At 27.6% G+C, this 22,881-nt stretch carries 21 protein-coding genes; 4 read left to right on the forward strand and 17 right to left on the reverse strand.

Translation table 11 applies throughout. From position 1 onward, the window contains the following. Positions 1-35 precede the first annotated feature (35 nt). Together JNUCC81_RS09890 and JNUCC81_RS09895 are read right to left on the reverse strand one after the other, a co-directional pair. Positions 36-1,583, reverse strand: coding sequence for an ABC-F family ATP-binding cassette domain-containing protein (locus tag JNUCC81_RS09890; RefSeq protein ID WP_454093309.1), 1,548 nt, complete (start codon positions 1,581-1,583; stop codon positions 36-38). 297 nt (positions 1,584-1,880) lie between these two features. Beyond that, on the reverse strand, positions 1,881-2,534 hold the full coding sequence (locus JNUCC81_RS09895) for a hypothetical protein (protein WP_454093310.1): 654 nt from the start codon (positions 2,532-2,534) through the stop codon (positions 1,881-1,883). A gap of 250 nt (positions 2,535-2,784) precedes the next feature. Between JNUCC81_RS09895 and JNUCC81_RS09900 the strand changes: the two genes are divergently transcribed. After that, positions 2,785-3,759: an aromatic acid exporter family protein gene (locus tag JNUCC81_RS09900; RefSeq protein WP_454093311.1), complete on the forward strand. Its 975-nt coding sequence runs from the start codon at positions 2,785-2,787 to the stop codon at positions 3,757-3,759. Between the two features lie 160 nt (positions 3,760-3,919). On the opposite strand, the gene JNUCC81_RS09905 is transcribed toward JNUCC81_RS09900, so the two are convergent. The 7 genes from JNUCC81_RS09905 to JNUCC81_RS09935 all read right to left on the reverse strand — a co-directional run bounded on the left by JNUCC81_RS09905 (position 3,920) and on the right by JNUCC81_RS09935 (position 10,315). Next, positions 3,920-4,195: a CD3324 family protein gene (locus JNUCC81_RS09905; protein WP_454093312.1), complete on the reverse strand. Its 276-nt coding sequence runs from the start codon at positions 4,193-4,195 to the stop codon at positions 3,920-3,922. Positions 4,196-4,512: 317 nt separating this feature from the next. After that, on the reverse strand, positions 4,513-4,941 hold the full coding sequence (locus JNUCC81_RS09910) for an N-acetyltransferase (RefSeq protein ID WP_454093313.1): 429 nt from the start codon (positions 4,939-4,941) through the stop codon (positions 4,513-4,515). Between the two features lie 182 nt (positions 4,942-5,123). Beyond that, positions 5,124-5,585: a hypothetical protein gene (locus JNUCC81_RS09915; protein ID WP_454093314.1), complete on the reverse strand. Its 462-nt coding sequence runs from the start codon at positions 5,583-5,585 to the stop codon at positions 5,124-5,126. A gap of 152 nt (positions 5,586-5,737) precedes the next feature. Then, the gene (locus JNUCC81_RS09920) at positions 5,738-6,997 is read right to left on the reverse strand and encodes a cation:proton antiporter (RefSeq protein WP_454093315.1); all 1,260 of its coding nucleotides are present in this window, start codon (positions 6,995-6,997) and stop codon (positions 5,738-5,740) included. 136 nt (positions 6,998-7,133) lie between these two features. Next, positions 7,134-8,474, reverse strand: coding sequence for a sulfatase-like hydrolase/transferase (locus tag JNUCC81_RS09925; RefSeq protein WP_454093316.1), 1,341 nt, complete (start codon positions 8,472-8,474; stop codon positions 7,134-7,136). A gap of 2 nt (positions 8,475-8,476) precedes the next feature. Beyond that, the gene (locus tag JNUCC81_RS09930) at positions 8,477-9,331 is read right to left on the reverse strand and encodes a carbohydrate ABC transporter permease (RefSeq protein WP_454093317.1); all 855 of its coding nucleotides are present in this window, start codon (positions 9,329-9,331) and stop codon (positions 8,477-8,479) included. 15 nt (positions 9,332-9,346) lie between these two features. After that, positions 9,347-10,315, reverse strand: a complete 969-nt coding sequence (locus tag JNUCC81_RS09935; RefSeq protein WP_454093318.1) for a carbohydrate ABC transporter permease — start codon at positions 10,313-10,315, stop codon at positions 9,347-9,349. Between the two features lie 293 nt (positions 10,316-10,608). Between JNUCC81_RS09935 and JNUCC81_RS09940 the strand changes: the two genes are divergently transcribed. Continuing rightward, complete coding sequence (locus JNUCC81_RS09940; protein WP_454093319.1) at positions 10,609-11,757, forward strand: AraC family transcriptional regulator; 1,149 nt, start codon at positions 10,609-10,611, stop codon at positions 11,755-11,757. A gap of 50 nt (positions 11,758-11,807) precedes the next feature. Here the strand turns inward: JNUCC81_RS09940 and JNUCC81_RS09945 are convergent, their stop codons facing one another. The 4 genes from JNUCC81_RS09945 to JNUCC81_RS09960 form a co-directional block, all read right to left on the reverse strand. Then, positions 11,808-12,782, reverse strand: a complete 975-nt coding sequence (locus JNUCC81_RS09945; protein WP_454093320.1) for an N-acetylglucosamine kinase — start codon at positions 12,780-12,782, stop codon at positions 11,808-11,810. A 156-nt stretch (positions 12,783-12,938) separates the two neighbouring features. Continuing rightward, positions 12,939-13,901, reverse strand: coding sequence for a 1-phosphofructokinase (pfkB, locus tag JNUCC81_RS09950; protein ID WP_454093321.1), 963 nt, complete (start codon positions 13,899-13,901; stop codon positions 12,939-12,941). Further along, positions 13,864-14,739, reverse strand: coding sequence for a tagatose bisphosphate family class II aldolase (locus JNUCC81_RS09955; protein WP_454093322.1), 876 nt, complete (start codon positions 14,737-14,739; stop codon positions 13,864-13,866). The genes pfkB and JNUCC81_RS09955 overlap by 38 nt, the downstream gene beginning before the upstream one ends. Positions 14,740-14,829: 90 nt before the next feature. Beyond that, positions 14,830-16,023, reverse strand: coding sequence for an SIS domain-containing protein (locus JNUCC81_RS09960; RefSeq protein WP_454093323.1), 1,194 nt, complete (start codon positions 16,021-16,023; stop codon positions 14,830-14,832). 162 nt (positions 16,024-16,185) lie between these two features. Here JNUCC81_RS09960 and JNUCC81_RS09965 point away from each other — a divergent pair, with 162 nt between their 5' ends. Beyond that, positions 16,186-17,301 (forward strand): anaerobic sulfatase maturase, encoded by a 1,116-nt coding sequence (locus JNUCC81_RS09965; protein WP_454093324.1) that lies wholly within the window; start codon positions 16,186-16,188, stop codon positions 17,299-17,301. Positions 17,302-17,374: 73 nt separating this feature from the next. On the opposite strand, the gene dhaK is transcribed toward JNUCC81_RS09965, so the two are convergent. The 3 genes from dhaK to JNUCC81_RS09980 all read right to left on the reverse strand — a co-directional run bounded on the left by dhaK (position 17,375) and on the right by JNUCC81_RS09980 (position 21,646). Next, positions 17,375-19,135: a dihydroxyacetone kinase subunit DhaK gene (gene dhaK / locus JNUCC81_RS09970; protein WP_454093325.1), complete on the reverse strand. Its 1,761-nt coding sequence runs from the start codon at positions 19,133-19,135 to the stop codon at positions 17,375-17,377. A gap of 24 nt (positions 19,136-19,159) precedes the next feature. Then, positions 19,160-20,299 carry a glycerol dehydrogenase gene (locus tag JNUCC81_RS09975; protein ID WP_454093326.1) on the reverse strand — a complete coding sequence of 380 codons (1,140 nt, stop codon included), beginning with the start codon at positions 20,297-20,299 and terminating at the stop codon, positions 19,160-19,162. 309 nt (positions 20,300-20,608) lie between these two features. Further along, positions 20,609-21,646, reverse strand: coding sequence for a PocR ligand-binding domain-containing protein (locus tag JNUCC81_RS09980; RefSeq protein WP_454093327.1), 1,038 nt, complete (start codon positions 21,644-21,646; stop codon positions 20,609-20,611). Positions 21,647-21,837: 191 nt separating this feature from the next. On the opposite strand from JNUCC81_RS09980, the gene JNUCC81_RS09985 reads away from it, so the two are divergent. Next, a complete protein-coding gene (locus tag JNUCC81_RS09985) occupies positions 21,838-22,254 on the forward strand; it encodes a cytidine deaminase (RefSeq protein ID WP_454093328.1) in 417 nt (138 codons plus the stop codon). Positions 22,255-22,330: 76 nt separating this feature from the next. Here the strand turns inward: JNUCC81_RS09985 and JNUCC81_RS09990 are convergent, their stop codons facing one another. After that, a complete protein-coding gene (locus tag JNUCC81_RS09990; protein WP_454093329.1) occupies positions 22,331-22,879 on the reverse strand; it encodes a DUF2812 domain-containing protein in 549 nt (182 codons plus the stop codon). Positions 22,880-22,881 lie beyond the last annotated feature (2 nt).

Raw genomic sequence — 22,881 nt, forward strand, 5'->3', positions numbered from 1 at the left:
CCCCATAGTATAAGTTATTAACTAGGGGGTATTTTTTATATTTTTAAGTTTTCACAGTTTAATACATCACTTACAATATCTTTATAAAAATCACGCTCATGACATACTAAAATCAAACTTCCTTTATACTCTTTTAATGCCTTTTTTAATTCATTCTTTGCATCTATATCTAAATGATTTGTCGGTTCATCTAAAATTAATATATTACTTGGTTTATTTATAAGCTTACACAGCCTAATTTTTGATTGTTCTCCACCGCTTAATATGTTTACTTTGCTATCTATATGCTCGTTAGTTAGTCCACATCTAGCTAGCATACTTCTAATTTCATATCTATTACATTTATAAAATTCATTCCATATTTCTTCTAAAGCAGTATTATCATTTTCTATTTTTGTTTCTTGTTCAAAATATCCTATTTCTTGATACTCTCCAATTTTTACTTCTCCACTTATAGGCTTATTAATTCCCATTAAACTTTTTAATAATGTTGTTTTTCCTATTCCATTTGAACCAATTATAGCAATCTTTTGCCCTCTTTCCATTTTTATATTTATAGGCTTACTTAAAGGTTTATCGTATCCTATAACTAAATCTCTTGTCTCAAATATAACCTTTCCTGATTCCTTAGACTCTACAAATTTAAATTTTGGATTTGGCTTATGTTTGGATATTTCTATTCTATCAATTTTATCTAATCTTTTCTGTCTAGATTTTGCCATTTTACTTGTTGATGCTCTGCATTTATTTTTTGCAATATATTCTTCAAGCTTTAAAATTTCTTCTACTTGTCTATTGTATGCTGCCCTTAATTGAAGTTTATTTGTTTCATATACCTTTATGAAACTTTCATAATCACCAACATATCTTGTTAGTGATTTACTTTCAAGATGACATATTACATTTACAACACTATTTAAGAAATCTAAATCGTGAGATATTAATATAAAAGCTTTTTCATAATTTTGTAAATATTTTTTTAACCATTCTATATGATTTTCATCTAAATAGTTTGTAGGTTCATCTAACAATAGTATGTCTGGCTTTTCTAAAAGTAATTTTGCTAATAATACCTTAGTCCTTTGACCTCCACTTAACTTTGAAACATCTTTGTCTAATCCAATATCTCTAAGACCTAAACCAAGTGCAACTGATTCTACTTTTGAATCTATACTATAAAATTCATTATTAATTAAAAAATCTTGTAATTCAGTAGTTTTTTCAATTGTTTTATTCATTTGTTCTATATCCATAAAAGACATTTGATTATACATATTATTAAGTTCAGTTTCAATACAAAATAAATCAGAAAATGCTTCCTTTAGAGTATCCCTTATAGATTTTCCTTCTTTTAGGTTAGTGTGTTGATCTAGATATCCAACACTTATTTTGCTATTCCAATGTATATTTCCGCTATCAGGTATTACTTTATCGGTAATTATATTCATAAAAGTTGATTTACCTTCCCCATTTGCTCCAACAAGCCCTACATGTTCTCCTTTTAATAATCTAAATGATACACCTTTAAATATTTCTCTATCCCCAAACCCATGGCTCATATTTTCAACTGTTAAAATACTCATTTTCATTCCTCATTTCTTGCTTTGACTTTTCATGTTTAAATCATATCATTTAAGAATATAATATCCAAGTTTACAAATATTTCTGTAGTAATATAGACTCTAAATATAGTATCCTCATAAATAAAAAGTATCTCAATAATTATAAAATTAACTTGAGACACTTTTTATTTATACTATTTGTTTTTCTTATCTAATAATTCTTCTAATACTATGTTCAGTAAGGTAGTAATAATTTACTAAATCCTAAACATATAAAAATACCCATATCCTTTGGATATAGATATTTATGGATTTCAATTATTTACTTTTATTTTCTAAATTCTTTCTTCTGTTATCTAATGGGTTTAGATTTATATGATAAACTCTCTCATCTTCACCTGGCTTCATTATAACATCTGCCATGTGAACCTTACCATTTGGAGTATGAGCTATTACTTGAGGTTGCTTAGAACCCTTGTGGCAAATCCATGTATATCTCTTATTTATTACTCTATCTAAATCTTTAAATGATACTAAAGCTTTTTCTTGAATTTTACCATATTTGTCTCTTAATATTACAGCTATAGTTTCATCGTCTATAACTTCATATGCATTTTTTTCTTTTGTATCAACAAGTTCTAAGTTACATTTTCTATTGTCTAATGTATCTCCATTTATATGTCTGATTGGAGCTGATGCTTGCGTATCTAATATTACTGATTGAAGATTTCTCTTAGTACTTTTTATTTTCTTATTCTCTTTAGTTATAGTTAAGTTTTGAACTAAGTAGCTATTAAAGTCTTTGTGCCACTCAGCAAACCAAATTCCCATTGCTTGTACTTTTTCTAAATCTTCAGTATCTATTTTAGCCACAAGTTCAGTATTATTTTTTTTAAGTATTGTTATAAGGGTAACTGAACCTTGAGTTTCATACTTATTTTCTGTTGTTTTATAATTATTTATGACAAACACCTCTTTCTTTAATTCATGTTATTTAAGTGTACCAGAATTAAGCAATAAAAGCTAATAAGTTTTCCATGAATTTCAATGTGGGAGACGATTCACAGTATAAATTGGACATAATCCAACTTAGATTTTTAGCATTGATTTTATATAACTAGGTGATTGTAAAAAATGGTAAAATATATCTAACTCTATTTTAAACCATATAAGTTTTATGGTAAAATTGTCATTATTATATTTATCTATAGGAGGTTTATGCTTGAATAAAATTAATGCACTTAAAGTAATAAAATTATCCCTTGGAAGTTCCCTTGCTATATTTATTGCTTGGTTATTAAACTTAGAATACTCAATGGTTGCTGGAGTTATAGTCTTACTTACAGTAAAAAATACTAAAAAAGAAACTCTTAAAGGTACTATCGGAAAGGTTTATGGTTTTCTTTTATGCACTATTTTTTCCTACTTATGTTTTAATATTTTAGGATACCATTTGACTTCATTTTCAATATTTATATTTATAATTATATTTCTTTGTTTCTTGTTAAAAATCCAAGATGTTATTGCTATGTGTGTAGTTATTGCATCCCATTACTTCCTTCAAGGAGAAATATCTGCTAGATGGATTTTAAACGAAGCTGGAATATTTGTAATAGGTGCTGGAATAGGCGTCATAATAAATATGTATATTCCAACAAATATAAATAAAATATATGAGGGTCAAAAAAAGTTACAAGAAGAAGTAAGCACTGTACTTATAGATATTGCAGATCTTATTGTAAATCCTAAAAATGAAAATAGATATAATAAGGATTTACATACCTTAAACTTACTTATTGATAGTAGTATTTCCGAAGCTTATGATAATATTAACAATAGTTTATTAAGTGACACTAGATTTTTCTTAGACCATATGGATATTATAAAAAGCCAACGAGATATCTTAGAAAACTTGTATAGTCATGTATCACAATTAAGTTGTGCACCGCCACAAGCTCATATTCTGTCTGCTTTTATACATAAAATAGGTCATACTGCATTTGAAGCTGAAACTGTAAATTTACTTCTTGAAGAATTGGATAGACTAATGCTAAATATGAAAAATCAACCACTACCTATAAACAGAATGGAATTTGAGAATAGAGCTATTTTGTTTTTGTGCTTAACTGAATTGAAGCAATTTTTAACTAACCGTAAATGTGCTCAGATGCTTAGAGACAATAATTTTTATAAATAAATTTCTTGACTCTTATTTGATAGTATTATGCTATATAACTTTTCCACCTAGGGATTATTGAAAAAAACGTAGTTTTTTCTAATTATTAATATAGACTTTTAGTATAATGATAGTATAAATAAAAAGTGCCTCAATATTATAATATTGAGGCACTTTTTATTTATACTATTTGTTTTTCTTGCCTAATAATTCTTCTAATACTATTTTCAGTAAGGTAGTAGTGCTTAGTAAGTTCTTTAACAGATATACCTTCTTTATATTTGTTAAAAATCTCTACATTTCTTTTCTTTAAATCATTCTTAGTTCCACTACTTTCTCCCCAAGATTTTTTATTACTAGACTTTCTAGGTATATATAAATATCCACCATCTATATATTCTTGAATTAATTCAATAACATCTTCAGGTAATATATTTTGTGCTTTTTCATATTTCATAATTCTCGCTCCTATCTACTTTTTAGTTCGTAAATAATGAAGCAAAGACTGCACAAAAAAACTTAACCGAATTTAATTTCGGCTCCGAACAAAGTTTAGTTCTGTATATGTATTACAGTCTTTGCACGGAGCCAGAAACAATAACTAGCACTGGTTTATTTTGCATAAATAGCCTCCTTTATATTAATAGTTTATATTATTTTAATAATTTATATTTTTATATTATGCTTAAAGCATATCACAAAAATTATATCATCTATACTTCTAGAACGCAAAGGTCATAAACAATTCTGTATTAAAATTAACCATACTAATAATTATTTTTTATATCTCATTGTATACTCCATAAAGTTAGAATCTTCATTTTCTTGTTCTAAAATTACTTCAAATCCTTTTTTCTTATAAAATTCAACTGATTCTTTATTATCTTTATAAACAGCTAAATCTAACTGTATGTATTTATCTAATGCAAATTCTATTAATTTACTTCCTATACCTAAGCCTTGTTTATTAATATCTACAAACAATGCTCCTATAAATTTCTTTTCTATAATACTTATAAATCCATATATATTATTATCTTCTTCATATACAAAAACTTCAGACATAGGTATATATACATCCTTAACTACGCTATAATTATTTATCCAGTAACTTTCCTCTATAAAATCATGCGCTTTTATAGTTGAATCTATCCATATATCCATAATAACTTCTATATCTCTATTTTCTAATTTTCTAATCATTTTTATATCTCCTATAATAAAATTTTTATCTGTTGCTTTTTATAAAACAAACATAAACTCAACTCCGATTACTTTTATAAAATTCTTTATAGCGCTCATTATACACTATTTAAAGGTTATAACCCATAAAAAAACTATAGCTTAAAATAGCTATAGTTTTTTATTTATATATAGTTTAAATACTAATATTGGTAATCTGATCTTGACCTTTGTAGTAAGTATTTGCTAAGTTTTTTGTCATGCTTACTTATAAGTTCTTTTAAATCATTAACATAGTTTTTTTCTGCAATAAATTCCTCGTTTATAACATTTTCTATATCTTTTAGTCCTAATTCTTTAGATTTATTAGCTAAAGAATTAACTAAGTCTAATGAATTTTTCTCATGTTCTAAAAGTTTATATAAGCTTTTAACTATATCATCACTAACCATTCCATTAAGTAAAGCATATCTACCTGCACTCCTTATTTTATCCATTGCCATTTCTTCTAGGCTTGTAGCTGTGTCCTCATAATTTTCATTTTTACATATATTACTAAGTGCTGATAGTGTTGCTGCGTAATAAATTTCATTATTAAGTACTTCATTTATAGAATCTTCTAGTTTTGTATTTTTTGCTTTTCCTATAAGATTTATATTTTGCATAATTATCTCCTTTATTTATACATCTTTTTAATATGGTTAAAAATAAAATTAATTTTTATTTATTTTTTACTACTTCTCCTAGTATATGTGCATTTTATTATAAAAATTAATTATTTTTTATTTTAATGACTATACTTAATGTATAAATTTTATTATAGAGATATTTTGTCGTCTTTATCTAGTTCTTCTAAAACTCCAAGTTTTTTAGCAACTAATTTAGTCGTACTTCCTTGTATAATAAGTGTAACTAGTACTGTCATAAATACTACTGAAGATATTATTTCATATCCAGGTACTTTCATAGCTGTTATTATACCGCAAAGTGCTGCTGGTATAACTCCAGTCTCTCTAACCCACATCATAAATAATATTTCTTTTTTATTCCATTTTGCTTTTCTATCAAATAATACACATACTAAAACACATATTGGTCTTGCTATAAACATTAAACCTAATACAACAATTAATGATGGTATAAAGTATTTTATAAGCATGGGAATATTAACTTGGCTTCCTAAAATAATAAATATTGACATACGACAAATTGTCCCTAAAGTTTCTGCAACATTACAATCTGCATCGTATGATGTTTGTGACAGCCATATTTTAAAGTTTTTCTTATTACCTGTTATTATACCTACTATAAAACATGCCATATATCCACTTCCGCCAAATTTAGTTGCAACTTCATATGCTATTATTACAGATAATATAGATATAATTGGAGCAAAGTCTTTAAAAATTCCATAAGGTTCATCATTAACTAGTTTTAAAAGAACTATACCAGTTACTACACCTACTAAAACTCCAACTACAACCATTATACCTAGCTCATATAAATTTTCTGTTAAAGAGAATTTTCCAGACAGTATTATAGCAATTACAGCTGATGTAAGTATCGCTCCTGTTGCATCATTAAAAGCTGATTCACTTATAACTGTCTGTTTTACTTTATCTTTTATTTTTACTTGATTGAAAATTGGAACTAAAGTTGCTGGATCTGTTGATGCTATTATTGATCCGATTAATAAAGCAGTCATTGATGATATCCCAAAACTTACTCCAGCTATTTGACCTACTATAAATGCTGATATTAATACCCCTATTGTGGATAATAAAAATACACTTATCTTTACATTCTTAAGCACCTTCAAGCTAATTTCTTTTCCACCTAAATATAGTATAAATGCCGAACCAAAAGTTAATATTAGTTGATTTTCAACTTCATATTGACTTATGTCGAAAAACTTTAAAACGGAAGGTCCAACCAGGATACCTGCTATTAGAAAAAGTACTACATCCGGTACTTTTAAAACCTCACTTAATTTAGAACAAATTATTCCTGTAACTGCTACTATCGCAAAAATTACTAGTAAGTTATTACTAGCAATTGTTTGTATAGAAGATTCCATGTAAACATCCCCTTTTTAATTAGTTTAACTTTATCTACCTATTATATTAATAGGGGATGTAATCGGTGAATGAATTCAATGTTAAATAAATTTAACATTGTCTATAAAAAATCTCCCAATTTTATGGGAGATTTTTTTACTTCTTATTTGTAATTTTAATATCTATATGTTCAATATTTTTTATATATTCTTTTATTCTTAATCTAAGTTCTTCTTTAATATCTTCATAACCTCTATGATCTATTAAATTTACTTTTTCTAATGGATCTTTCTCTAAATCGTAAAGATAGCATTCTTCATATTCTAAGCTATAGCTATCTTCATAAGGGTGTTTATTTGGATCTATTATGCAATATTTGTATTTTTTAGTTCTAAGAGCTCTACCTACATAGCTTTCACTTATTTGTATAAATACATCATCTCTATTTGTTTTGTCATGAACTAGATCAAGTAAAGATACACCTACCATAAACTCAGGTTTACTTCCCATTGCTATATCTATTATAGTCTTAGGTATATCTATTAAACTTGATAATTCATGGATTACTTTTCCACCTTCAAATCCTGGACCATAAGCTACTAATGGAACCCTTATAGTATTTTCATAAAAACTTCTCTTATAATCGTCTGCTCCACCTTTAGGTAAGTTTTTATTTTTAGTTTTAAAGTGGCAACCATGGTCACTTGTATAAATTACCACTGTATCTTTATCTATATCTAAATCTTTAAGCTTTTCTCTTATTCTTCCTAGATTATTATCTAATGATTTACAGCATCCTAAATAATCTGGATAATTTTCCTTATAATCACCTTCTATAGATTTTAAATCTTGTGGAAGGATATATTCTTTAAATTTATCCTTTGATCCTTCTGGTCCTTCATATGTTTTTCTATCATTTTGATGATGTGGCTCTATATGTGATAAGAATAATAAAAATGGCTTTTCTTTATTTCTATTTTCTAGATAATCTAGAGCAAAATCAGTTATTTTATCAGCTCTATAACCTTCAAATTCTATCTTCTCCATATCTTTATTAAAGACATATCCATCATATCCATGAGATGTAAATTCTAGTACATCTGATGCCATCCAATAATCCTTATATCCACCTCTTTTATTTTCTGGAACTGGAGAAGTTGAAAAATCACATTCATCTTTAGTTGATGCAAGATGCCACTTCCCTACATATGCAGTTTCATAACCTTCTTCACTTAATAATTTTGCTATTGTAGTTTCATCTTCTTTAAGTCCTATATCATTTATAAAACATTCTGTTTGCGTTGCATATTTTCCTGTTTGCATACAACTTCTAGCTGGACCACATACAGGTTGACAAGTAAAAGCATTTTCAAATTTTACTCCTTCACTTGCCATATAATCAAGATTAGGCGTTATATCTAATTTTTGCCCATAACATCCAACTGTATCAAATCTTTGCTGGTCTGAAAAAAATACTATTATATTTGACTTTTTCATATTTATCCCTTAAGACCTCCAACATTAACTGCTTCTGTAAGCTTCTTATTAAGTAATGCATACACTATTACTGTTGGTATAATTACTATTACCATACCTGCAAATAATGCACCCCAATCAGTAGAGAATCTTTGAACTTCCATTAAGTTTTGAAGACCAACTGGTAACGTCTTTTTAGTATCATCTGTAAGTAGTGTAAATGCCATTGCATACTCATTCCAAAACCCCATAAAGTTAAATATTAAAACTGTAAGTACTCCTGGTTTTATCATTGGAAGTACAACATGTCTTATAGTTTGAAGTCTTGTGCATCCATCTATTACAGCAGCTTCTTCATATTCTTTTGAAACTCCTTTTATAAATCCTGTTAAGATAAATATTGCAAAAGGTAATTGAATCACTGAGTATATTAAACTTAATGCTGTTAGGTTATTTAGTAAATTAAGTTTTGCTACTAGTAAAAATAATGGTACTAATATATACGTTGGTTGTATAAATAAACCTAATGTCATAGCAAGCATTATAAGCTCTGCTCCAAAGAATTTGAATCTAGCTAAACAATACGAACAAGGAACTGCTAGTAACATCAAAAATACTGTAGATACTAGTGTTACATATACTGAGTTAAAAAAATATCCTGACATATTTGCTTTATTCCAAGCACTTATGTAATTTGTCATATTATATGCTCCTGGAAGAGCCCATGGATCAGCAAAGAATTCTTGTGATGTTTTAAATGATTGCATTACTGTCCAAAGTAGAGGAACTAATACCATAAATAAAAATGAAATTAATATTATTCTAAGAACTGCTCCTGTAAATACATTTTTTACTGTAAATTTATTATCTCTAACCAATGTTTGTCCCCTCCTTTATAATTCAATTACTTCTTTTTCTGTAATCTTTTTAACTATTAAAGCAAGTGCTATCGCTATAACAAATACTACCACTGATATTGCCATAGCATATCCGTAATTTGCATTCATAAATGCTTGAGTATCCATCTGATTTAATAATGTTGATGATGCATTATCAGGTCCACCCTTTGTCATTACTTTTACAAATATGAAACTTAAATTAAATGCACCTGTTATAAAGAATGTAATTGTAACCCTCACTACTTCCCATATTAATGGAAGAGTTATTATAAAGAATTGTTTTATTTTACTTGCTCCATCAAGTGTTGCTGCCTCATATAAATCTTGAGGTATTCTATTTATTCCTGATATATACATTACCATGTAATAACCTGTGGCTTGCCATACCATTGTAAATACTAATGCCCATAATACTGTATTACTTTCTCCAAGCCAAGTTCTCTTTAACATTCCCATTCCTATAAAGTCTAAGAATGAGTTCAATATACCTAAATTAAAGTCATATATATACATAAATAACATACCGATAACTACCATAGATAATACATTTGGTAAAAAGAATACTAAGCGGTATAACGTTTTCTCCCATTCGAATATTTTTCCTTGTGTAAGTATTACTGCAAAGAATAGTGCAAGCAACATAGTAATTATTGGAAATAATCCTAATATAAAGAACGTATTTCCTAATGACTTCCAAAATACCGGGTCATTAAATAATGTTACAAAGTTTTCAAATCCTATAAATGTAGGATTACTACTAAGTCCAGTAGATCTATAAAATGACATTTTAGCTGCATTTAACATAGGATATATTTTAAATAATAAAAACAATAAAACAGTTGGTGCTACACAACACAATATAAATAAATTTTGGCTTCTTTGTTTTTTACTTTTTCCTAATATTTTACTAAATTTAGGCTCTTTATTTTGTGGCTTTTTTGGTGTTACTGTTTTTGCGTCCACATATATTCCCCCTCTTATAAGTTAATTAATTTTCTATACTATAATAGTAGTCCCATTTATTCTCTATTAAAATAGATTAATCTTACCCCTATATAGAAAATTTTTACATTTATAAGCTAAAGTGCTTTAAATAAACATTTTCCTAAATATGTATTCTTTGTCCTATAGGACATACTTTACTTGTTTTTTAAATAAAATTTGAGCTAATTGTAATTATTTGCTTGAGTTTATTAATGGTATATAGATATAATTTAAATATACTAAAATTGGATTTTTTAGGGGGTGATAATTTCGTGTTCAATAAAACAACTAGTCCTAGTTTTAAATACTTTGGTAGTATTACTTATAAAGAATTAGATTTAAATACTTCAACTTATTATAAATTTAGTAATAAAAATATTAAAAATTTTAAGCTTATAACTGACGATGATACAATAATTAGTGTTTCAAAAGGTGTTGTCATGATTTTAGTGTCACTTGATATTAGTAGTATGAAATCTTTTATAATAAATAGAAATATCACTATAAAAAAAGGTGTATATTTTAATTTTATTTCTATATCAGATGAAGCAGAAATTTTAATTTCATCACGTTGTAATGAATTTCCATTGGTTGATTTAGAAGAGGAGTATACATATTCGTCTATATCTTCATCTTTAAATATAAATGAAATATATACTAAGTTTTATCAAGAGAAAGGCATTAATTATAACTTTCCTGGTGAAACTCATCCCTACTGGGAACTAACCTACGTTGATAAAGGTGTATTATCAACTACTGTAGATGGTAAAGATTATGAACTAAAACAAGGAGATTTAATTTTCTATGCCCCACTACAGTTTCATACTCAGTCTACATTAGACAAAAATAGTAGTTCTTATTTAACAATTAATTTTAATATGGATTTTAATCATCATGAGTTGTTGTGTAATAAGGTATTTAATCTTCAAAGAGAATCTTATTCTGTAGTTAGTAATCTTATAAAAGAGCTATCTAATGATAGTATATATTCTAATGATTTAGCCCTTTGTTATTTAAAGCAGCTTATAATACAAACTCTTAGATTAGAAAATTCCTATTCTCAATCAAGGCCTACTACTCATATGCAACAAACTTATGAAAATCAATTATTAAATGATATTATTAAATTTATATATGATAATATTGATTCAAAAATATCTATTGATACTTTGTGCACTCATTTTTGTATAAGTACTTCTATGCTTCATTCTTTATTTAAAAAGAATATGAATAATACTGTAAAAAATTATATAAATGAACTAAAACTTAATAAAAGTAAAGAACTTATTAAAAGCTCTACATATACACTTAGTGAAATTTCAGAAATTCTTGGATTTTCATCAATACATTATTTTTCTAAGAAATTTAAATCAAGCTTTGGAGTTTCACCTACTGAGTACTCAAAATCTATTTATGAATAATAAAAAGAGGAGTAAGCTTTTTAATAAAACTTACTCCTCTTTTTATTATATTATACAGTTTGTGACACTATATCTTTACTTAAATTTCCTATTATACCTTCATTTATTACATTTTCGCCTAATTTATATGCTAGTAAGCACGCCCCTTCATCTGGACCTAGTACAGGTTTCATAAGTTTTACATTATACTCTTTTAATTCTTCTTTTAATGGGTTTAATATTATTTCATCACTTTTAAATACTCCACCTGAGTATGATACTAATACTTCATTCTCAAAGTCCAATTCATTTATTATCATTTTTACTAATAAACCTAGTTCATAAGCTGCATCTTCAAATATTTTTATGGCATTTTTATCTCCTGCCTTAGCACTTTCACAACAAATACTTGAAAACTCAGCTATCTTTGTTCTATCTTTCTTTAAAGTATTTATTGCATAATCAATTATATCAAAATCATCACTTAAGTTTAATGTTTCTCTTATATTATTATAAAGATCCCCTCTTTCAATTCTCTTATCTGATTCTTTTGAAAATAACTCTAAAGTTTTTTTACCTATCCAATAGGCAGATCCTTCATCTCCTACGTAATCTCCCCATCCACCACATCTAGTGAAGTTTCCTTTAGAATCTTTCCCCAGTGCAATTGATCCTGTTCCACTTACAATATTTATCCCATATTTTCCAGCAAGAGATCCACAAAGTCCTACTTCAACATCATTTCCAACTTTAAATTTTATATCTTCAAATAAATTTTCAACTATTTTATCAAGTTTTGATTTAACACTTTTTACTTCTCCATACCCTGGAATTCCTAAAAATATTGCATCTATATCTTTTCTATCTATATCTAAACTTGATATTAATAAATCAAAACCTTCTTTTAAAACATTTTCTACACCTTCAAAACCAATTTGTTCATAGTGTGTTGTTCCTGTAATATATTGACCTAACTTTAATCCATCTTTATTTATTAATGTAAAACTTGTCTTAGTTCCTCCACCATCAATGCCTATATAATACATAAAATTCCCCCTATTTATAAAAATCTTTTGTATTAATTTAAAATCACTATAATATAATTTTAGCAAATATAATACATATGTTTATTAAGACTTTATGTACTATATTTGCTACTTTATAAACTATTTTTACTTGAATCACATATCGATGACTTATTTTTATACATTGAATCCACTATTTTTATATTTATTTATTTTTATAGAACTTTTAAAATTTTTAATATCATCTAGTTCTATATTTCCAGTTTCCATATAAAGTGCATTAGACATTCCACATGCATTAGCTAATTTTAAGCATTTTTCTAAGTCATAATTTTTAATTACTCCATATGCAAATCCTGCTATTGATGAATCTCCACTTCCAACTGGATTTAATGCATCTATTTTTGGTATTTCAACTTCATATACACTATCCTTATTTAAAAGAATCATTCCATCTTTGCCCATAGATACACATACATTTTCTATACCTCTATCTATTAAATTTCTAGCTGCATTTATTGCATCTTCCTTAGAGTTTATTTTTGATTTAGTTAAATATTCTAGTTCATATTGATTTGGTTTTACTAAATATATATTATAATCAATGGCTAGCTCTAAAGACTGCCCACTGGTATCTAATATAAACTTTATGCCTTTAGCATTGCATAATTTACCAATCTTTGAATAATATTCTTTAGGTAAACCATCTAATAGGCTTCCTGATGCAACTAATACCTTTGTATCTTTTAAAACTTCTTCTAATTTATCTTCAAATATCTTTATGTCTTTCTCATTAACTGTAGGCCCTTTTTCTAAAACTTCTGTGCTTACTCCATTTTTATCTATAATATTTAAACAGATTCTAGTTTCTCCATCTATTTTTGTAAACTCATTTTTAAGACCTATTTTTTCTATTTCACTTTCTATATAATTTCCATTAAATCCACCTAAAAAACCAAGACAAGTTGGTATTTCCCCTAATTTTTTTACAACTTTAGCAACATTTAAACCTTTTCCTCCAGCAGTAGGATTTACAAAATTAGCCCTTTGTACAGACCCAATTTCAAATGTATCTAATTTATATAGTCTATCTATTGATGGATTAAATGTTATTATTGTAAGCATAAGCTTTGTTCTCACTCTTACACATTTTTATTTTTTCAACTACTACATCATACATAGCCTTTTTAGCTGGAACTAAATATTGTCTTGGGTCTGATGCCCCTGGATTTTCTTTAAAATATTCTCTTATAGCACTAGAGAATGGTATTTTAAGTTCTGTTGCTATATTTACTTTACATATTCCAAGATCTGTTGCCTTTTGCACTGCTTCATAAGGAACACCTGATGCTCCATGAAGTACTAAAGGTACATCTACCATAGATCTTATTTTCTCTAATCTATCAAAATCTAATTTTGGTTCACTTTTATATAATCCATGAGCAGTTCCTATTGCTACGGCTAGTGAATCAACTCCTGTTAATTTTACAAACTCTACTGCTTCATTGGGATCAGTAAGATAAGAGTCTTTTTCATCTACTACTAAATCATCTTCAATTCCACCTAATTTACCTAATTCCGCTTCAACTGTTGCACCATATTTATGAGCAAAGTCTACTATATCTTTAACTATTTCAACGTTTTTATTAAACTCATACTTAGATGCATCTATCATAACCGACTTGCATCCAAGTGTTATTATTCTTTTTATATCTTCTACATTCTCATGATGATCTAGATGAAACGTTACAGGTATATCATTTATTTCACTTGCTTTTTCTATTATTGCTAATAAATAATTTTCATTAGCATATTTTACAGTTGATGGAGTTGCTGCTAGTATTACTGGTGATTTTAAATCACTTGCAGCTTGTAGTACTACTTGTATAGTTTCTAGATTGTGTATATTAAAGGCTGGAATAGAATATCCATCTTCTTGTGCCTTAAGTAACATTTGTTTTGTTGATATTAAACTCATTTTTAAATCCCCCTGTGTGTTATAATTTTTTAGCAATGGACCTTTTTTATAGATCATTTGAATAACTTGATTAAATGCTAATAACTAATTTTATTTATCTAATTCATGTAATATTACCCCTTGAACTACCCTATTTACTTCACCTGTTGGGCATGGATTATCTGGCGTTATTCCTAAGTTAACTGACTTTAAGAATGATAATAATTGTCCAAACATTATCTGTTGAAGTGGAAGTAATGCTTCATTTTTAACACTATAATTTATTTTTTCTAAATCAAAGTTATAATTTGATTTATTTAGTATTTCCTTATCAATATTTGATCCAACAACTACTACTTTGTCTTCTTTTCTATGATGTATCATTTCTTTAGTTAAATCTAAATCATACTTTCTAGTATATTCATCATTTGATATATAAATAATAGTAACTGTACTATCATCTATCACTGACTTTGGACCATGTCTAAATCCAAGTGGTGTATCGTAATTTGCATTAACAATTCCTGCTGTTAATTCAAGTACTTTAAGGGCACTTTCTCTTGCTATACCTTTAGAAGTTCCTGAACCTAGATATACTATTCTTTCAAACTTTTCACTTACTAGTTCATTTACTTTATTAGCATTTTCTTCTAAAAATTTATCTACTGAAGATGCTAATAATTCAACATCCTTTGCATAATTTTCTATATTATCTATATTAAATACTGCCATAGCACTCATAACCATTGTTGTAAAACTACTTGTCATTGCAAATCCTAAATCATTAGTTTGAGATGGCATTAAAAGTAATAAACTTTTTTCATCTTCTCTTGTATTTTTAGCAAGTTTTCCTTCTTCATTGCAAGTTATTACTACTTGATATATGTCATCTACTAATTGATTTGCTAATTCTACTGCAAACACACTTTCAGGAGAATTTCCAGATCTTGCAAAAGAGACTAAAAGTGTTGGTATATCTTTTATAAAATAGTTTTTAGGACTTGCAACTAAATCAGTTGTAGCTATTGCTTCTACTCTCTTATTTATAATACTTGTTAAGTATGGTTCACAAGTTTCACCTGCAAATGCTGAAGTTCCAGCACCTGTTAATATTATTCTAAAATTATCTTTTGCCATAAATTTATCCATAAATGACTTTATTGCATCTTTATTATCTACTAAATTTTTTACAGCCTCTCTCCATGCATCTGGTTGTTGTACTATTTCTTTAGCTGTATTTAAACCTTTGCATTCCTCTAATTTTTCAACTTCTATACCTAATAATTTTTCTATTACTTTTTCCATTAATGTCTGCCCCCTTATTAACCTTTATACTCCTATTGTATATTTTTGTAATGGATATGTATTTGCAATTTTGTTCTTACGTTTTGTTTTTTTGTATTAAATAGATTTTGGTATTATTTGTATGTTATAGTCTAATTAGAATGTTTTATTGGGGAGGATTTTATGAACATGACAATACTAATTAAGCCTAGCTCAAGTAGTTGTAATATTGACTGTAACTATTGTTTTTACAAGGATTCATCTAAAAATAGAGATGTTTTCAGCCATAGTTTTATGAATGAAAGTACATTGAAAAAGATTATTGAAAGTTCATTAAATAAAGATATAAAAACTTGTAATTTTATGTTTCAGGGAGGCGAACCCACATTAGTAGGTCTTGATTTTTATAAAAAAGTAATTTTACTTCAAGAAGAGTTTAATACTAAAAATATTAAAATAATAAATTCAATACAAACAAATGGAATAAATATAGATGAAAATTATGCTAAATTTTTTAAAGAAAATAACTTTTTGGTTGGAGTTTCTTTAGATGGACCTAAAGATATTCATGACTTATATAGAGTTGATTATAATAAAGATGGTACTTTTGATAAAGTAATCAATGGTATTGATTTATTAAAAAAATATAATGTTGATTTTAATATATTGTGCGTTGTGACTAAACAAAGTTCAAAACATATTAATGAAATTTACTCTTTTTATAAGGATAATGATTTCAAATACCTTCAGTTTATACCTTGTATTAAAGATTTTAAATACAATGAGTCAAAAAAATCAGCTTCCGATTATTATTTGGATAGCAATAACTATTTTGAGTTTTTGAATAAACTTTTTAATTTATGGTTTGAAGATATTAAAAACGGTGAGTTTATTGAAATTAGAAACTTTATGGATTATATAAACGTGTTAAAAGGATATAACCCTACCAGCTGTGGTATGGGCGGATTTTGTAGTTTACATACTGTAATAGAATCTAATGGTGATATTTATCCTTGTGACTTTTATTGTATTGATAAATGGATGCTTGGTAACATTAATGAAAATTCCTTAAAAGATATTAGGTTTTCTAATAAAGCTAAAGATTTCTTTGAAAGGTCTTTATATATTCACGACAAATGTAGAGCTTGCAAATACTTTAAGCTTTGTGGTGGAGGTTGTAGACGTAATTTAGAGCCTTTTATAAATGGTATTCCTTCATTTAACTATCAATGTGATAGCACTATACATTTTTTAGATAATAATATAAACAAACTTATTTGCATTTCTAAACTTATTTAATAAAAAAACTGTATCATCTGTTTATGATACAGTTTTTTATAACTTTTGATATTATTATATTTATATAGTAAATTTATTTTAAACTATTTGAAATCTCCGTAAATATTACACCCAATCCATAAGCTCCTGCATCTGGATAACCTAAACTTCTATCTCCTACAGTTCCTGCACGCCCCATACGAGCCACTATTTGTTCTGTTGACTTAGCTCCTTTAACAGAAGCCTCAGCTGATTTTTCGAAAGCTTCTTTAAAACTATGATTTTCTTTTGAACTATTTACTAAAGAATCAGCACAAGGAACTAATGCATCTATTAAAGTTTTATCTCCTACTACTGCTCCACGTCCAAAAGATCTTTCTCCTGTAGCTTGAATTCCACTAACAGCTGCTTGCATCATATCTGCAAAATCCGATAATGTTAACTCATTATTTTCTCCAACTTCTTTTCCTGCCGCTCTAAATGCAGATCCCCATATTGGCCCTGATGCTCCTCCACAATACTCCATTATTACCATTGAACAAGTATTTAAAAACTTACCTATATTCATATCATCTTCTGAAAGTATATCTTTCCATTCTCTCTTTAACTGTTTAAATCCTTTAGCCACACTCATTCCAAAGTCCCCATCACCTGCATGAGAATCTAATTCACAAAATGGAACTTCATTTTCAATAATGACTTCACTCATTTTATCTATTATATATATCATATTGTTTAGAGTTATTTTATTATCTATTATATTTGAATATTTTTCATCTGTTTCTACTTTATAAGATAATAAGTCTTGTTCATTATCTTCTGTATTTATATCTATATATTCTACTTCTTCAACTGGACCAGATACTTTAAATGCAGGAGTATCACTTTCTTCAGATAATAACTGCTTTAGTTGTTCATCCAACTTCATAATTGATACAGATGCTCCCTCCATATCAATACTTGTCATATAATTTCCAACAAATGTTCTACAAATTTTAATATTTCTTTGAGATAATTCACGAGCTACAGAATTATTAAATAAATATAGTTCTTGTAAAGGTGTTCCTCCAAATCCGTTTATTAATAAAGCAATCTCTTCTTGATTTTCATCATTTATATTCATATCTTTTAATATGGAATCAACTATTCTTTTTGCTAACTCATCAGCTGTAGCCATTTTTTCTCTTTTTATTCCTGGCTCACCATGTATACCTACTCCAAATTCTATTTCATCCTCACCTATATCAAATGTTGGTGTACCTTTTGCTGGCACTGTACAAGATGTAAGCCCAAATCCTAAACTTCTAACATTAGCTATAGCCTTTTGTGCTACTTCCTTCACTTCTTCTAATGACATGCCTTGTTCTGCAGCTGCTCCAGCAATTTTATGTACTAACACAGTACCTGCTACTCCACGACGACCTACAGTATATAAACTATCCTCAACTGCAATATCATCATCTACTTTAACATAATCAACCTTTATACCATCTTCACTTGCTAAGTGAGCAGCATTTTTAAAGTTCATCATATCTCCACTATAGTTTTTTATAATTAAAAGTGTACCATTTTCACTAGCTGTTTCTTTTATCGCTTGATAAATCTGTATTTGTGATGGAGATGCAAATACATCTCCACAAACAGCAGCATCTAACATCCCTTTTCCTATAAAGCCTACATGTGCTGGTTCATGACCACTTCCTCCACCACTGATTAAACTAACTTTATTTTTATTTATCTCTTTTTTCTTCATTACTTTATATTTTTTCACAAACTCTAATTCTGGATGTGCCATAGCTATACCATTGCACATCTCCATTACTACAGTTTCTGGTTTATTAATTATTTTTTTCATACTTTACACCTCTATAATGTATATTTAATTTCTATGATTTTTTGCTTTATAATTTTTACCTAACTGATCTGCTGTAATAATTGCTGCAGCAACTGCTTCAACACTTATTGGGAATGGCATAGAGTATATTGATTCTTCTGGTATACAAGCTTTCTTTGATACTTCCATAAGTTCTTCATCTGTAATACTATCTACTCCTATATCTGATAAACAAACTGGTAATCCTATTTCTAAGCAGAAGTTTAGTACTTCATTGATTTCACTTTCTGGTGCATTTTCAAGTACTAATTGAGCTATTGTACCGAAAGCTACTTTTTCACCATGGAAATACTTGTGCGTTCCTTCTAAGATAGTTAATCCATCATGTATTGCATGAGCTCCAGCTAGGCCTCCACTTTCAAATCCAAGACCTGATAAAAGAATATTTGTTTCTATAATATTTTCTAAAGCTTGCGTTACTAAATTACAATCTGATGCTACTTTTGCTTTTAGTCCATCATTTAAAAGAGTTTCATAACATAATTTAGCAAGTGCTAATGCTGTATTAGTACCTTTTGCTTCACCACACATCCCTTCTCTAAATCCACAAGGTAGACCTGCGTTAACATTAGAGTACGAATTTGATGTAGCTCTTGCTTCAAAGTATGTAGATAGTGCATCCCCCATTCCTGAAACTAAGAAACGAGTTGGTGCTTTTGCTATAACTGTTGTATCTATAAGTACTACACTTGGACTTTGTTTAAAGTATGCATAATCATCAAAAGATCCATCTGGTGTATATAATACTGCTGAGTGACTTGTTGGAGCATCTGTTGCAGCTATTGTTGGAACAATTATTAATGCATCACCTTCTGCAACACATTTTGCTGTATCAATAGCTTTACCTCCACCAAGACCTATAGTACAAGCACATCCATTTTCTTTAGCTATTTTTTGTAACCTTGCTACCTCTTGTCTTGAACATTCTCCTTTAAATCCACTCTCTACAAATTTAATTTCGAATTTTTCAGACGTTGAATCTAGTTTATCCTTAACACGTTCTACATCATCTGGATGAGCTATTAATAAAGCTGATTCTCCATATGTTTTTACAAAATATCCTAAGTTTAGTAATTCGTCTTCCCCTTGTACGTATTTCATTGGACAAATAAATGCTTTTCTCATGTAAAATTCCCCCACCTATATTTATTTTTTATTTTCTATTTCTTATTTTTAATTATAGTATCGTTTTCCCATTTTTACATCAGACTAATATGTCATGATATTACAATTTAAAATCGTAATATTATGATATAAAATTATAATATTGTAATTTTTTTACTTATTGTTAAGCTCTTAACCATTTTAAGCATTTTTCATCTATAAATATAGTAAATATATATCTCAACAATAAAAAGCACTATATACAAATTTAATAAATTTGAATATAGTGCTTTTTATTTATTTAACTGATTAATCTCTATTTTAGTTCCTCTACTTATTCTTATAATACTTCCTATAAACAGAAGGCGTAACCCCTTCATATTTTCTAAATATCTTTATAAAATAACCTGCCTCGTTGAATCCAAGTTCTTCACTAATTTGATTAACAGATATATCCGTTTCTTCAAGCATACTTTTGGACCACTCAATTTTTAATCTAGATATATAGTTAGAAAAATTATCTCCCATTTCTTTTGAAAATAATCTACTAAAATAGCTTGGGCTTATATGACAAATCTTAGCCATCTTTTCTACGGATACATTTTCACTTTTATTTTCATAAATATAATCTATTGCCGGTTTTATTGTAGAACTTATCCTACTCATTTTTTCATTATCATAAGTTTTCCCGTCTGTATAAGCATCTATCATAACATTTGATATCTCTCTCTTTACATTTTCAATATTTTGTATACTATACCCTGAAAATATATTTGAGTCTACTTTAGTTTCATTTTTTATTGAGTTTTGATACATTTCTAATAGCAAGTTTTTATCTAATGCTTCTTCAATCAAGTAAGAAGATAATGAAAATAGCATATTTGCAATATTTTTCACTTCATCATAAGATAATACTGGTAATGCATCATAATGCACCTTTAGATCATTAAGAGTTTCCTCTGCCAAAGATTTATGTGATGTTGTCACTATCTTTTCCAATAGTTCAGTGGCATTATAATCAGACAATTTTACCTGGCCTGCCATAATTGCACCTATATATCTACCATCTATAATAATAGGTATAGCAACATCTACTATATTATAATGACATAAATATATATATGGTTCGTTTAAGCGTACAGCCTCTAACCCACCCCTTGAATCACATTTTTGACAGTATTTTGCCATCTGGCTGTTAGCTCTTACTGACTCACAGAACTTATGACATTCACTATGCTTACTAACTGGGTTCCCCTTATAATCAACCGTAATTATCGCCATCTTTGTAACTAGTGCAAGAGAATCTTGTAATTTTTGCCACTTATTAAAATCTATTATTTTGTCTAAATTTAAATTATCCTTTTTCACTTTTAACAGCTCCTCTGAGTCTACTATGCTTATGTATAAAATTATATCAATTGAAAGATAATCTGTCTAATTACTATTAATTTATATACATTTTTATTTATTAATGTTATAATAATAATCCTTTTATTATTATCCTTATTTTTGAGTATAATATAAAGGGATTATATTATAGAAAGTGTTAGGTGAAATTAATGATAGACGCAAAATTATTAGTTGAAAAAGCTTATGAAGCTCAAAGCTTTGCTTATACTCCATATTCTGATTTTAATGTTGGAGCAGCATTACTTGGTACAAACGGAAAGATATATTTAGGTTGTAATATAGAAAATGCAGCTTTTACACCGACTAACTGTGCAGAAAGAACAGCATTTTTTAAGGCTGTTTCAGAAGGTCAACGTACATTCTCTGCAATTGCTATAGTTGGAAATAAAAATGGGGCTGAAGAAACTGAATATTGTGCACCATGTGGAGTATGTAGACAGGTAATAGCAGAGTTTTGTGATCCTAAAACATTTAAAATTTATCTTGCTAAAAATAAAGATGAATTTAAAGAATATACTTTAGAAGAACTTCTTCCATTAGGATTTACTAACAAAGATTTAAAATAATATAAAAAATAAGTTATCTCAAATAATATTATTTGAGATAACTTATTTTTTATCTATTTAAAGTTTATTTTTTACATTATTCTATTAATTGTTTTTCTTTTTTTAATTTTTCTAAATTCTTTTTATATATAAACATAATACGACCAATTAAACATGATACTATAAAAGATATAGCTGCAAAACCTAAGTTAATATATATATTTTGATTTACCATAGCTTGTATACCCATAATTAAGTTAGAAAACATAGCTATTATATTTATAAAGAATACAATTAAAAATAGCTGTAAAATTCTATTGTAATGCTTTATTCTAGAATCTAAGTCTGAGTATAAATCAAAAGGACCTTCACATGATTTTTTCCTAAAATAAACCCATCTCATATATGAACAAATATATTCTACACCTGCGTCTTCTAAAAATTCTATATAAGACTTACTCTCAGGATGGTTTGGTAAATTTTCTAATAGTTCTATCCTGTAAATATATTCTCCTGGTTTGCATTTTTCGAAAAAATAAGTACCTAAAGTATAATTTTTTAACATCATTCCTTTAGTCGCCATATCATTTATCCAATTTTCTTCTTTTTCATAAGAACAATAAAGCTTGTGTATTTTTTGTAACACAT

The organism is Faecalimicrobium sp. JNUCC 81 (assembly GCF_053667625.1).